This is a genomic window from Nocardiopsis sp. CA-288880, assembly GCF_050955985.1.
In the GTDB taxonomy this organism is placed as follows: Bacteria; Actinomycetota; Actinomycetes; order Streptosporangiales; family Streptosporangiaceae; genus Nocardiopsis; species Nocardiopsis tropica.
In genome coordinates this window covers 4,950,049-4,963,101 of sequence record NZ_CP192105.1, presented here as the reverse complement: position 1 = coordinate 4,963,101, position 13,053 = coordinate 4,950,049, and the positions used below count along the sequence as shown (strand labels likewise).

Sequence of the window (13,053 nt, the reverse complement as noted above, 5' to 3'; positions counted from 1 at the left end):
CCGGGAGACACGCCCGGTGCGAAACGGGCGCCCGCGCGGGCCACGCCGCGCGCACATCGGACGATCCGAGGTAACTAGCGGGTATCGGGCCCCGGGAAGGGGGTTGAGTCGCGCGGTGTTGGGCCAAGATAAGGGCGAGAGCCCCGAACGGGAGCCCGAACGGGAGGGAAGACGCCATGGCGACGAAGGACACCGGCGGTCAGAAGCACGCCTCGCGCCGCGACGAGGAGGTCGAGGAGACCGAGGCGGCGGCGGACGTCCAGGAACGCAAGGACCAGCTCGACGAGGACGTCGACGACATCCTCGACGAGATCGACGACGTGCTGGAGAGCAACGCCGAGGACTTCGTCCGGCAGTTCGTGCAGAAGGGCGGCGAGTAGCCGCTCCGCGGCGGTTCGCTGACAGCGCACCCGGGCGCCCCCGGCACCGCCGTGCGTCCGACTAGGGTCAGTCTCATCGGCCGGAGCACCGCCCGGCCGCCGAAAACAAGGACAACAGGCGCCCCACCCGCCCCCACGCCGGGGTGGGGCGCGAGTGGAGGGAGTCGCGTGTTCGAAGGGTTCGAGGGCGGACGGTTGCCGGCCGCTTTCATGAGTGCGGGAACCTCGTCCTTCACCGAGTTTCTCAGTTCGGTCAGCCCCGAGATGCTGCCCGGGCACAAGCTCCCGGCCGGAGGTGGGACGGAACACCTCACGCCCGACGCGACGACCATCGTCGCCCTGACCTTCCCGGGGGGCGTCCTGCTGGCGGGCGACCGCCGGGCCACCCAGGGCAACGTCATCGCCAACCGCGACATGGAGAAGGTCTTCCGGACCGACGAGTACTCCGCGGTGGCCATCGCCGGCTCCGCCGGGATCGGCATCGAACTCGCCCGCCTCTACCAGGTCGAACTGGAGCACTACGAGAAGATGGAGGGCCGCTCGCTCTCCCTCGAGGGCAAGGCGAACAAGCTCGCCCAGATGGTCCGGGGCAACCTCGGCATGGCGATGCAGGGCTTCGTCGTCGTCCCGATCCTCGTCGGCTTCGACGAGAACACCGGGGTGGGACGGGTCTTCAGCTACGACGCCGTCGGCGGACGCTACGAGGAGCAGCGCTACCACTCCATCGGCTCCGGGTCGGTCTTCGCCAGGGGCTCCATCAAGAAGCTCTACCGCGACGACCTGGACGAGACCGGCGCCGCCAAGGTGGCGCTCCAGTCCCTCTACGACGCCGCCGACGACGACTCCGCCACGGGCGGACCCGACCTGCACCGCAAGATCTTCCCCCTCGTCGACGTCATCACCGAGGACGGCCACCGCCGACTGCCCGTCGAGGTCGTCGCCCGCCTGGCGACGGAGGTGGTCGAGGGGCGCGCCGAGCACCCCGACGGCCCCACCGTCGATTTGGGCTGATCCGGCAGCCGTCCCCACCCCAGACTTCTCCCGACTAGGTAAGGAAACGATCCGCGGTGTCGATGCCGTTCTACGTCGCCCCCGAACAGCAGATGAAGGACAAGGCGGACTACGCGCGCAAGGGCATCGCGCGCGGCCGCAGCGCCGTCGTCCTGCAGTACGAGGGCGGGATCCTCATGGTGGCGGACAACATGTCCCGCACACTGCACAAGATCAGCGAGCTCTACGACCGCATCGGCTTCGCCGCCGTCGGCCGCTACCCCGAGTTCGAGAACCTGCGCCTGATGGGCGTGCGGTTCGCCGACGTGCGCGGGTACCAGTACGACCGCCGCGACGTCAGCGGGCGCCAGCTCGCCAACATCTACGCCCAGACCCTCGGAACCGTCTTCAGCGAGAGCCTCAAGCCCTGGGAGGTGGAGATCGTCGTCGCCGAGGTCGGGGACACCGCCGACGACGACGAGATCTACCGCATCACCTTCGACGGCTCCATCGTCGACGAACAGGGCTTCGTGGCCGTGGGCGGATCGTCCGAACACGTCTCCACCCAGCTCAAGGACCGCTTCGCAGCCGACGCCCCGCTCAGCGCCGCCCTCAACGCGGCCACCCGCGCCCTCGCGCGCGAGAACGGCGAGGAGCGGGAGCTGGAGGCCTCCAACCTGGAGGTCGCGATCCTGGAGCGCTCCAGGCAGCACCGCAAGTTCCGCCGCATCCAAGGCCGTCGCCTGACCGCCCTCATCGAGGAGGGCAAGGCCGGAGGCACTGTCGCCCCGGGCGGCGACAGCACCGAGGACGAGGCCGACGAGTGATCTGAACGATGACGACGGTGCGGCGCGCCCGAGGCGCCGCACCGGCCGGGCGGGTGCGGACGGCGAGGGCCCGTCGTCCGCACCCCGGTGACGGGAAGTTGGTGAGGCCGCGTGGAACGACGGATCTTCGGGCTGGAGAACGAGTACGGGGTCACGTGCACCTTCCGGGGACAGCGCAGGCTGTCGCCCGACGAGGTCGCCCGGTACCTCTTCCGCAGGGTGGTCTCCTGGGGGCGCAGCAGCAACGTGTTCCTGCGCAACGGCGCCCGGCTGTACCTGGACGTGGGGAGCCACCCCGAGTACGCCACCCCCGAGTGCGACAGCCTCGTGGACCTGGTGGCCCACGACAAGGCCGGGGAGCGCATCCTGGAGGGGCTGCAGGTCGACGCCGAGCAGCGCCTGCACGAGGAGGGCATCGCCGGCGACATCTACCTGTTCAAGAACAACACCGACTCGGCGGGCAACTCCTACGGCTGCCACGAGAACTACCTCGTCGGACGGCACGGGGAGTTCGGCCGCCTGGCCGACGTGCTCATCCCCTTCCTGGTCACCCGCCAGATCATCTGTGGCGCCGGCAAGGTCCTCCAGACCCCCCGCGGCGCCCTCTTCTGCGTCAGCCAGCGGGCCGAGCACATCTGGGAGGGCGTCTCCTCCGCCACCACGCGCTCCCGCCCCATCATCAACACCCGCGACGAGCCGCACGCCGACGCCGAGCGCTTCCGGCGCCTGCACGTCATCGTCGGCGACTCGAACATGAGCGAGACCACCACCCTCCTCAAACTGGGCTCCACCGACCTCGTCCTGCGCATGATCGAGGCCGGGGTCGTCATGCGCGACTACACGCTGGAGAACCCCATCCGGGCGATCCGCGAGGTCAGCCACGACATGACCGGCCGGCGCAAGGTGCGGCTGGCCAACGGCCGCGAGGCCAGCGCACTGGAGATCCAGCGCGAGTACCTGGACAAGGTGCAGAGCTACGTCGACCGGCACGGCACCGACGCCACCGGCAAGCGCATCCTGGACCTGTGGCAGCGCACCCTGGAGGCGGTCGAGACCCAGAACCTGGACACCGTCGCCCGGGAGATCGACTGGGTCGCCAAGTACCAGCTCCTGGAGCGCTACAGGGACAAGCACGACCTGTCGCTGTCGTCGCCGCGCGTGGCCCAGCTCGACCTGACCTACCACGACATCCACCGCGACCGCGGACTCTTCTACCTCATGCAGAAGCGCGGCCAGATGGACCGCGTGGTCGGCGACCTGAAGATCTTCGAGGCCAAGTCGGTGCCCCCGCAGACCACGCGGGCCCGGCTGCGCGGGGAGTTCATCCGCCGTGCCCAGGAGCAGCGCCGCGACTTCACGGTGGACTGGGTGCACCTCAAGCTCAACGACCAGGCGCAGCGGACCGTGCTCTGCAAGGATCCCTTCAAGTCGGTCGACGAGCGCGTGGAGAAGCTCATCGCCGGAATGTGACCTTCCGCAGCAGCCGGACACGGGCCCCGCCCGGAGGACCAAAGCCCTCCGCGGCGGGGTTCTGGCGTTCGGTGCGCTCCCGGGGGTGGTTACGGCCCTACTTTTCGGTAGTGTGACCCTGTCCCAAGCCGGAAATCAGAGGTTGTGACTCATGCACCGACGTGCCGCCGCCCTCGCGGTGCCGCTGGCCGCCATCACCCTGGCGGTCTCAAGCTGCGGAAGCATCCCAGAGGAATGGCGAACGCCAGCCTTCCTGCGCATGAACGGGGACCAGCTCGACCCGCGGCTGCCCACCGTCACCGGCGAGGTCGGTGAGGAACCGGAGGTCACCTTCCCCGAGTCCGACCCGCCGGACGAGGAGATCTCGGGCATCGTCAGCGCCGGCTCGGGTGAGGACGAGCTGGTGCGCGCGGACGACCTGGTCGTCGCCAACGTGGTCCAGTACCAGTGGACCGGCCCCGGCGAAGGCGAGCTCGCCGAGGGCATGTCCAGCTACGAGACCGGCGCCCCCGACCTGATCCGCATGGAGCAGATGCCGGAGCAGATCAGCGAGGTGCTGGTCAACCAGCCCGTCGGCAGCCGCGCCGTCTACGTCATGCCCCCTCTCACCGAGGACGAGCAGGCCCAGGCGGAGGCGGCCGGACAGGCCGCCCCGGCCGGCGCCAGCGTCCTGGTCATCGACCTGGTCAACAGCTTCAACAAGGGCTCGGTCGTGCCCGGGGAACAGAGCACCGACGGCGGCGACGGCCTGCCCGTGGTGACCCAGGAGGGCCACAGCGAGCCGACCATCGAGTTCCCGGAGGGCGCGGAGGCCCCCGAGGACCTGGAGGTCGTCCCGCTCATCGAGGGCACCGGCGACGAGGTGGAGGAGGGCGAGCAGGTCATCGTCCAGTACACCGGCGTGCGCTGGGAGGCCGACGAGAACGGCGAGCACCCGTCCTTCGACTCCACGTGGAGCCGCGGCGGCGACCCGTTCGACACGACCATCGGCGCGGGAGCCGTCATCGAGGGCTGGGACGAGGGCATCGTCGGCCAGCCGGTCGGCAGCCGCCTGCTCCTGTCCGTACCCGCCGACATGGCCTACGGCGCGACGGAGGAGGAGACCATGGGCGCTCCCGCCGGCCCCCTCGTCTTCGTCGTCGACGTGCTCGGGTCCTACCAGAACCCGCCGCCCGCCGAGGAGGAGGGCGGGGCCGCCCCCGAGGAGGGCGCCGAGGAGGAGGCCGACCCCGCCGAGGGCGGGGAGTAGCCGCCTCCGCGCGTACGCGTACGACCGCCCCCGCGGGCCTCCCGCGGGGGCGGTCGCGTGTCCGGGGCCGTTCGCGCCCGCGTGTCCGGGCCCCGCGGCGGGCGGGCTCCTGCGAGGCGCCGGGGCCTGACACGCCCGGTGGGCGCGGTCCCGGGCCGGGCGGGGCCCCGTGCGTAGAGTCGGAGGATCCGTGGACAGGCGAGGGGGAGTGATGTCGGACCGAAGGCGCTACTGCTACGTGTCAGGACTACGCCTCGGGGTTGCGGCCCTGGAGGAGCTCTGCGCCCAGGGGCGCCCGCCCGCCCTGGTGGTGTCCTACTCCGGGGAGCTGGCCCACCGCTGCGGGTACCTCGACTACGAGTCCGTCGTTCGCCGCCACGACCTGCCGCACCTGCGCGTCGCGGACATCAACTCCGACGAGGTCCGGGACGCCCTCGCCGCGCACGGCGTCGACCTGATGGTCGTCGCCGGGTGGTCGCAGCTGGTCCAGGAGGACGTGCTGGATCCGCTGGCGCTGGGGGCGGTCGGGCTCCACCCCTCGCCCCTCCCCGTCGGGCGGGGGTACGCGCCCATCCCCTGGACCATCCTGCGCGCCATGCGCTCCAGTGCGGTCACCCTCTTCCACCTCGAACGCGAGCCCGGTACCGGCGACATCGTCGACCAGAGCTGGTTCGACGTCCCGGCCGACGCCACCGCCACCGGCCTCTACGAACGGGTCGGCCACCTCCAGTCGGAGCTGCTGGTCCGGCACCTGGACGACCTCCTGGAGGGTTCGGCCCCGCGGCGGCCGCAGAGCGGCCACGCGTCGGTGTGGCCCACCAGGCGGCCCAGCGACGGCCACCTCGACCTCACCGCCGCCGGGAGCGACGTGGACCGGATGGTGCGCGCGCTCGCCTCCCCCTACCCGGGGGCGTTCGCGATGTTCGGCGGCGCGCGGATCACCCTGTGCGCGGGGGCGCTGCACGGCGAGGCCCGGGGCGGGGACCCCGGACAGGTGGTCTCGGTCGGGGAGGGGCGCAGGTGGGGGGTCACCTGCGGGGACGGGATGGTGTTCGTGCCCGAGTCGCTGCGGGTCGACGAGGGGGTGCGGGCCGAGCCGACCTCGCTGTCCATGTTCCGCCCGGGGGCCTATTTCGACGCGCCCTCCGAGCACATGCTCGCCTCCACCCGCAGGGTGCCGGTGCCCGGGCAGGCGCCGAGCCCGGACGCGCTCCAGAGCGCCTGAGAACCGGGCCTCCGGGGCCCGGGGCAGTGGGTCCTGCCGCCGGACGGGGGCGCCGGACGGGGGCACGGCGGGCCGGGGCGCCCGGACGCCGGGGAGCGGCAGGGCCGGCGCGCACGGCCGGGGCCGGGGCCGGCGGGCGCCGGGGCGCACACGGGGCGTCCCGCGCCCCGGGCCGGTGCGGGCGGGTCCGGCGGACGCGAGGGGTGCGCGCGGGCGGCCCCGGGGCAGCACGGGGCCGGCGGAGCCGTGGGACCCCCGTATCCAGGAAACCCCACCGGAGGGCGCGGGGGAAGGGGCTGTGGACGGCCGCCGGGCGGCCCCTACAGCAGCGCCGCCGCGTGGCGGCCCGCCGCGGCGGAGCTCAGGAACGCCGCGCGGTCCTCGTCGAGCCCGCGGCCCATCGTCGACACCTTCACCGGCAGGGACGCCAGGGCCTCCTCCAGACCGCCGACGCCGACCTCGACCAGGGTGTGCCGCTCACCCAGCGGCCGGGCCTGGGCGCGCACGCGCTCGCCGAACACCCCCGGCAGCACCGGCACCACCACGTCCGCCCGGGCCAGCGCCACGCGCCCGTACGCGGTCATGCTGTGGTGCGACACCCCCCGGTGCCGCTCGCGCCCGTCGGCCTCGCTCACCCGGAGCGCGGCCACCGGGCGCCCGCCCAGCACGGCCGCCGCGTTGACCGCCTCGCCGCAGGAGACCCCCGAGAACCCCCACGGGGTGCCGGTGCCCAGGTTCCCCGGCCCCTGGCACACCACCGCCACCTCCGCGCCCATCACGTGCCGGGCCGCCAGCAGCCCGGAGTGCACGGTGACCGCCTCCAGGTCGCCCCCGAAGGCCTGCCCGGTGGTCACGCACCCCTCGACCAGGCCCTCCTCCCGCAGCGCCCCCACCAGCTGCGAGAACGCGGCGGGCAGGGCCCCGCCGTCCAGCATCACGTTGACGATCCGGGTCCCCGGCCGCTCCGCGCGCACCCCGGCGACCACCGCGGGCAGCGCCGAGTGCAGGTCGGCCACCACCACGGGCATGCCGTCCACTCCGTCGGCGGACCGCAGCACCCCGTGGTGGGGCGACCCCTGCTCGTCCGCGCCCAGCACGGTCGCCTGGAGCGGCGTGTAGCGGGCCTTCACCAGGTGTCCGGGCCCCTCCCGGTCGGCGGGGAGGCGGTCCGGGACCGCCACGACCAGCGCGTACCCGCCCGTCCCCAGACCCAGGTCCAGGGCCCCGGTGTTGAGCAGCACGGAGTCCCCGACCTCAGGCTCCCCGACGAGGTCGGTGTAGGCCAGCGCCCGGCACGTCGCCACGGGGTCCGTCCCGGTCCCCTCCGCGCCCCCGCCCCCCTCGTCGGCGGGGTCCACCGCCACCAGGGCCAGGGCGACCCCCGGCCAGGACGGGAGGAGCTGAAGGACTTCACCACGGCGCCACCGGATCATGCCAGGCACGGTACCGTCGTTGCTGAACCGGAGTAGGGACGACGCGCCAGAGCGCACCCCGACCGGTCCATCCACCATGCGCGGGCGAGAAGGGTGCGGACGATGTCTCGCAGGAAGACGGAACGACAGCTGAACCTGGTCATCTGTCTGTTGTCCACACGCCGCCACCTGACCGCCCAGGAGATCAGGCAGACGGTGCACGGCTACGCCGAGGCGGACACCGAGTCGGCGTTCAAGCGCATGTTCGAGCGGGACAAGCGCGAACTGCGCGACAGCGGCATCCCCATCCAGGTCGGGACCGGGGACGCGGTCAGCGGCGAGGAGGGCTACCGCATCTCCCGCTCCGACTACGAGCTGCCGGAGATCGAGCTCCTCCCCGACGAGGCCCTCGTCCTGGGCCTGGCCGCCCGTGCCTGGAGGCACGCCTCCCTGGGCGAGGCGGCGGCCAACGCCCTGTTCAAGCTCCGCTCCGCGGGGGTGCCCGTGGACAGCGAGGCCGCACCCGGGCTCACCCCCGCGATGCGCACCGACGAGCCCTCCTTCGGCCCCGTCTGGCAGGCGGTGCGGGACCGGCGCCCCATCTCCTTCGACTACCGCAAGCCGGGCCAGGCCGAGTCCGAGACCCGCGAGGTCGAGCCCTGGGGCATCGTCAACCTGCGCGGCCACTGGTACGTGGTCGGCCACGACCGGCTGCGCGACGCGCGCCGGGTGTTCCGCCTGGGCCGCATCCGGGGAGAGGTGACCGTCCTGCGGGGAGGCCCCGACGTGGTCATCCCCGAGGGCGTCGACCTGCGCTCGGTGGTCGCGGGCCAGACCGCCGAGCCCGAGCGCACCGCCCTGCTGCGGGTGCGCGCCGACTCCGCGCACGCCCTGCGCCGCCGCGCCCTGCGCGTGGTCCCCGGGGAGAGGGACGGCTCGGGCAACGGCTGGGACACCCTCAGCTACCCCTACTCGGACACCCCCGCCCTCGTGCGGCGCGTCGCCTCGTTCGGCTCGCGCGCCGAGATCGTCGAGCCCGCCGGGGCCCGCGAGGCGATGGCGGCCCACCTGGCGGCCACGGCCGGGTCGGCCGGAGCCGCCGCGTCCGAGCCCGTCGGCACGGGCGGCGCCGGGGGGACCGACGCCCCCGCGCGCGGGCCCCGCTCGGCCGACCAGCTGCGCCGGCTGCTCATGCTGGTGCCCTACGCCCTGGGCCGCGACGTGCGCGTCCCGGAGGTCGCCCAGCACTTCGGGCTCAGCGAGAAGCAGGTCGTCGCCGACCTGAGCCTGCTCTGGATGTGCGGACTGCCCGGCTACACGCCCGGGGACCTCATCGACGTCGACCTCGACGCGGCCAAGGAGACCGGCGAGATCATCATCGCCAACGCCGACACCCTCGCCCAGCCGCTCCGGCTCACCGCCGACGAGGCGGCCAGCCTGGTCGTGGGCCTGTCCCTGCTGGAGGCGCTCCCCGAGACCGAGGGACTGGAGGGCGGTGCGCTCAAGCGGGTCGGGGAGAAGCTGCGCACCGCGGCCGGGGCCGCCCTGGGCTCCCTGGCCGACTCGGTCCAGGTACGGGTGGAGGGGGACGAGCAGGTCGCCCGGACCCAGCGGCGCTGCGCCGACGCCCTGGAGGCCGGGCAGCGCCTGCACCTGCGCTACCTGTCGGGCTACCTGGACCAGGTCACCGAACGCGACGTGGACCCCATGGGCCTGGTCGTCCAGGACGGCTACCCCTTCCTGGAGGGGTACTGCCACCTGCGCGAGGACGTGCGCCTGTTCCGCCTGGACAGGGTGCTGGAGCTCACGGTCCTGCCCTACGCGGCCGAGGTCCCCGAGGGGGTGGGCCGCCGCGACCTGTCCGCGGGGGTGCTCCAGCGCTCGGACCGCGACGCCCAGGTCACCCTCGACCTGGAGCCCACGGCGGGCTGGGTGACCGAGGACTACGTGTGCGAGTCGGTGGCCGAGCTCCCCGGGGGAGGGGTCCGCGCCACACTGCGCACGCCCGCCCCCGCCTGGGTGGTGCGCCTCGCGCTGATGCTGGGGCCGGAGGGGCGCGTGGTGGCGCCCGGAGCGCTCGCCGAGGAGGCGCGCGCCGAAGCACTGCGGGCGTTGGAGTACTACCGCACAGAACGAACCTGTGGGAAATTGGTCGAGACCACTCCGTCGCCCGAGTGAGGCCCAGCTGTTCACCGGGGGCAGGGGTGGCGGTCACTCCGCAAGGGATAAGGTGAACGCGTGATCGTCCTCGCCGTCCTGTTCGGTGTGTTCACAGCCGGACTCGCCGTCGTCGCGGCCCTCGCCCTGCGGGTGCGCCGCGCCGCGGGCGTGCTGTCCGAGCAGGTGGCACGGGCGTCGGGCGAGTACCGGGCGAGCAGTGATGACCTGCGTGAGCGCGTCGGTCGAAGCGGTGCGGGGACATGACGGACCCGTATCCGCATACGCGTACCATCGAAGGCGCTTGTTCGCGCCCCACAGAGAGGTAGAACCATGGGACCGTTCAACGGACCTACCCTCGCCATCCTGGCGATCCTGGCCCTGCTGCTGTTCGGAGCCAAGAAGCTGCCGGACCTGGCCAGATCCCTGGGGCGCAGCGCCCGCATCCTCAAGGCCGAGAGCAAGGGCCTGATCGACGAGGACGAGAAGGCCGAGGCCGAGGGGGCCCAGACCCAGCAGGCCTCCCAGCAGCAGAACCCCGCGGCCGGCCAGCAGTACCCCCAGCAGCCGTCGCAGCCGCAGCAGCAGAACTACCCCCAGCTGCCCCCCGGCCAGCGCATCGTCGACGAGTCCGGTGAGACCACCCACCGCACCTACGGCAACTGATCCAGGCGCCACATCCGCGTGGAGCCGCGCTCCCCGGTGCCCCCCGCACCGTGTGACGCCGCGGTTCCGCCTCAGCGGCCCGCCCGAGGGCGGCGCCGCCGGACGCCCGACGCCGAGAGGCGGGCGGCTCCCGTGACGGGCACCCCCCGGTGCCGGACACGGGTGCGACACGGGCGCGGCGCCGAGCAGGAGCGCCGCGCCGCACGGCTGGCATGGGGATCCGCGCCGACCGCGCGGACCCGGAGGAGAAGAGAGTGACCACACGATGAGCGCACGAGGCCGGGCGGCCAATCCGGAGGCCCGGATGCCGCTCATGGAGCACCTACGCGAGCTGCGCAGCCGACTGACCAAGGCGGCCATCGCGCTGGCCCTGGGCGCGGTGGTGGGATACCTCGTCTACGACTACGTGTGGGCGTTCCTGGTCGAGCCCTACTGCTCCCTGCCGGTGTCCCAGGTCAACGGACCCGACGACTGCTCCCTCATCGTCACCGGCCCCTTCGACGCCTTCTTCGTGGCCTTCAAGGTCTGGCTGTTCGTCGGGGCACTCGTCTCCGCGCCGTTCTGGCTCTACCAGCTGTGGGCGTTCGTCGCCCCCGCGCTGCACGGGCGCGAGAAGAAGTACGCCTACCTCTTCGCGCCGCTGGCCGCCGTGCTGTTCGCCGGGGGCGCGGCCCTGGCCTACGCCATCACCTCCATGGCGCTGACCATGCTGTTCGGCTTCCTGCCCGAGGACGCCGACCCCTTCCTGACCATCGGCGAGTACCTGAACTACATGCTCATCATGATGGGCATGTTCGGCATCGGCTTCGTGCTGCCCCTGCTGGTGGTCCTGCTCAACATCTCCGGGGTCCTCCCGCACGCCGCCATCGCCAAGTGGCGCCGCGTCATCATCTTCTCCTCGTTCGTGATCGCGGCGGTCATCACCCCGGCCGAGCCGATCTCCATGCTCGCGCTGGCGGTCCCGCTCGTCGTCCTCTTCGAGATCGCCGAGCTGTTCGCCTTCCTCAACGACCGCCGCAAGAAGCGCGACGACCCCTACGCCGGCCTGGACGACGACGAGATCTCCGAACTCGACGACACCCCGTCCGCCCTGGACGAGCCCGACGTGGGAGAAGAGTCCGGAAAACGCTCATGAGGGGCCCCGGCACACGCTAGGGTCGGGCGGTGGGGCGGGCTCGTCCCACCGTCGGCTCCGGCGCACCCCCGGGCCGACCCAGGCCGCGGAGAAGGGGAAGACCGATGAGTGAGCAGAGAGAAGCCCGACGGGAGCTCCCTCCCGAGGCCATGGGCAACGAGAAGTGGCACGACACCACCGACGCCGTCTGGATGCGCTCCTCCCTGTCCAAGGAGGAGTCCGAGGCGGTCGTGGAGGTCGCGACCTTCGACGACGGCTTCCGCGCCGTACGCGACGGCAAGTCCCCCGAGAAGGGCACGCTGTACTTCACCCCCGCCGAGTGGGAGGCCTTCGTCCTGGGCGCCCGCGACGGCGAGTTCGACATCCCCGAGGAGTACCTCACCGAGGAGGAGCGCCGGATCCAGAACGGCGAGGTCGACGTCGAGGTCGCGTGGGTGCCCTCCCCGCTGAACACCCCCAAGGCGATGGAGGAGTACCATCGCCGCCAGCGTGAGGAAGCCGAACAGCGGGAACAGCGGGCCGGGGCCTCCGAGGCCTCCTGACGCACCCCCGCGCGCACCCGGGCGCGAGGGGTGCGCGGGCGACCTCCACAGCTCCGAACTCCCTCCCTGTCCCTTACGGGGTAGCAAGGACTGGTATGCCCCCTCACATCGCTCTTCTCGTCAACCCCGTCTCCGGCAGGCGCCGCGCCGCCGTCACCGCGGTCCGGCTCAAACAGGCGCTCCGCGACGCCGGGGCCAGAGTGCACGTGTACACCGGGCGCTCGGCCTCCGACAGCCGGAGGATGGCGCGCCTGGCCGCCTCCGACAACCCGGACGCCCTCGTCGCCGTCGGCGGTGACGGCCTCGTCCACCAGGCCCTCCAGGGTGTCGTGGGGACCGGGGTCCCCCTGGCCGTGGTGCCCACCGGGACCGGCAACGACATCGCCCGCGCCTTCGGCCGCCCCAGCGGCCCGGCCCGGGACGTGGCCGCCGCGATCCTGCGGGGCCGCACCCGCCCCGCCGACACCGTGCGCATGACCCTGGCCGACGGCACCCAGCGCTACTACCTCAGCGTCCTGGCCTGCGGCTTCGACGCCCGGGTCAACGAGCGGGTCAACGACTCCCGGTTCAGGCTCGGCCGCGCCGGCTACGTGATGGGCCTGCTCGCGGAACTGCGCTCCTTCGCGCCCGTCGACTTCGAGATCGAGGTGGACGGCAGACGCATCGCCGAACCCGGCATGCTCGTCGCGGTCGGCAACACCAGCGCCTACGGCGGAGGCATGCTCGTGTGCCCCGACGCCGAACCCGACGACGGCCTCCTCGACGTGGTCTTCGTCCGCGAGGCCCCGGTGGGCCGGTTCCTGCGCCTGTTCCCCCGCGTCTTCAACGGCAGCCACACCGGATGCGACGAGGTGGTGGTCGAACGCGGCCGCTCCGTCACCATCCGCGCCGCGGCCGGCGCCGCCTACGCCGACGGCGAGCGGGTCGGGGAGCCGCCACTGGTCTGCGAGGTCGTCCCCAAATCGGTCGAGATGTTGGAGCTGACCTCATAGGCTGGAGG

13 protein-coding genes are annotated in these 13,053 nt (G+C 72.8%); 12 read left to right on the top strand and 1 reads right to left on the bottom strand.

Annotation, left to right across the window (positions count from 1 at the left end; genetic code table 11):
* The first annotated feature begins 176 nt into the window (after positions 1-176).
* The 6 genes from ACQPYD_RS21645 (at position 177) to ACQPYD_RS21620 (ending at position 6,141) form a co-directional block, all read left to right on the top strand.
* A complete protein-coding gene (locus ACQPYD_RS21645; protein ID WP_267945320.1) occupies positions 177-380 on the top strand; it encodes a ubiquitin-like protein Pup in 204 nt (67 codons plus the stop codon).
* A 168-nt stretch (positions 381-548) separates the two neighbouring features.
* Positions 549-1,391 (top strand): proteasome subunit beta, encoded by an 843-nt coding sequence (prcB, locus tag ACQPYD_RS21640; RefSeq protein ID WP_433697418.1) that lies wholly within the window; start codon positions 549-551, stop codon positions 1,389-1,391.
* A 56-nt stretch (positions 1,392-1,447) separates the two neighbouring features.
* On the top strand, positions 1,448-2,197 hold the full coding sequence (prcA, locus tag ACQPYD_RS21635; protein ID WP_433697417.1) for a proteasome subunit alpha: 750 nt from the start codon (positions 1,448-1,450) through the stop codon (positions 2,195-2,197).
* A 111-nt stretch (positions 2,198-2,308) separates the two neighbouring features.
* Positions 2,309-3,667: a Pup--protein ligase gene (gene pafA / locus ACQPYD_RS21630; protein ID WP_267945317.1), complete on the top strand. Its 1,359-nt coding sequence runs from the start codon at positions 2,309-2,311 to the stop codon at positions 3,665-3,667.
* 151 nt (positions 3,668-3,818) lie between these two features.
* Positions 3,819-4,916, top strand: coding sequence for an FKBP-type peptidyl-prolyl cis-trans isomerase (locus ACQPYD_RS21625; protein ID WP_433697416.1), 1,098 nt, complete (start codon positions 3,819-3,821; stop codon positions 4,914-4,916).
* Between the two features lie 211 nt (positions 4,917-5,127).
* Positions 5,128-6,141, top strand: coding sequence for a methionyl-tRNA formyltransferase (locus ACQPYD_RS21620; protein WP_433697415.1), 1,014 nt, complete (start codon positions 5,128-5,130; stop codon positions 6,139-6,141).
* Between the two features lie 320 nt (positions 6,142-6,461).
* Here the strand turns inward: ACQPYD_RS21620 and ACQPYD_RS21615 are convergent, their stop codons facing one another.
* On the bottom strand, positions 6,462-7,574 hold the full coding sequence (locus ACQPYD_RS21615) for a DUF3866 family protein (RefSeq protein WP_433697414.1): 1,113 nt from the start codon (positions 7,572-7,574) through the stop codon (positions 6,462-6,464).
* Positions 7,575-7,676: 102 nt separating this feature from the next.
* Here ACQPYD_RS21615 and ACQPYD_RS21610 point away from each other — a divergent pair, with 102 nt between their 5' ends.
* The 6 genes from ACQPYD_RS21610 (at position 7,677) to ACQPYD_RS21585 (ending at position 13,045) form a co-directional block, all read left to right on the top strand.
* Positions 7,677-9,731, top strand: coding sequence for a helix-turn-helix transcriptional regulator (locus ACQPYD_RS21610; protein ID WP_433697413.1), 2,055 nt, complete (start codon positions 7,677-7,679; stop codon positions 9,729-9,731).
* 60 nt (positions 9,732-9,791) lie between these two features.
* Positions 9,792-9,977 carry a hypothetical protein gene (locus ACQPYD_RS21605; RefSeq protein WP_433697412.1) on the top strand — a complete coding sequence of 62 codons (186 nt, stop codon included), beginning with the start codon at positions 9,792-9,794 and terminating at the stop codon, positions 9,975-9,977.
* Positions 9,978-10,043: 66 nt separating this feature from the next.
* Positions 10,044-10,376, top strand: coding sequence for a Sec-independent protein translocase subunit TatA (gene tatA / locus ACQPYD_RS21600; RefSeq protein WP_433697411.1), 333 nt, complete (start codon positions 10,044-10,046; stop codon positions 10,374-10,376).
* A gap of 304 nt (positions 10,377-10,680) precedes the next feature.
* Positions 10,681-11,511, top strand: a complete 831-nt coding sequence (tatC, locus tag ACQPYD_RS21595; protein WP_433702098.1) for a twin-arginine translocase subunit TatC — start codon at positions 10,681-10,683, stop codon at positions 11,509-11,511.
* 104 nt (positions 11,512-11,615) lie between these two features.
* The gene (locus tag ACQPYD_RS21590) at positions 11,616-12,053 is read left to right on the top strand and encodes a DUF397 domain-containing protein (protein ID WP_433697410.1); all 438 of its coding nucleotides are present in this window, start codon (positions 11,616-11,618) and stop codon (positions 12,051-12,053) included.
* A 95-nt stretch (positions 12,054-12,148) separates the two neighbouring features.
* Positions 12,149-13,045 carry a diacylglycerol/lipid kinase family protein gene (locus tag ACQPYD_RS21585; RefSeq protein ID WP_433697409.1) on the top strand — a complete coding sequence of 299 codons (897 nt, stop codon included), beginning with the start codon at positions 12,149-12,151 and terminating at the stop codon, positions 13,043-13,045.
* Positions 13,046-13,053: the final 8 nt, after the last annotated feature.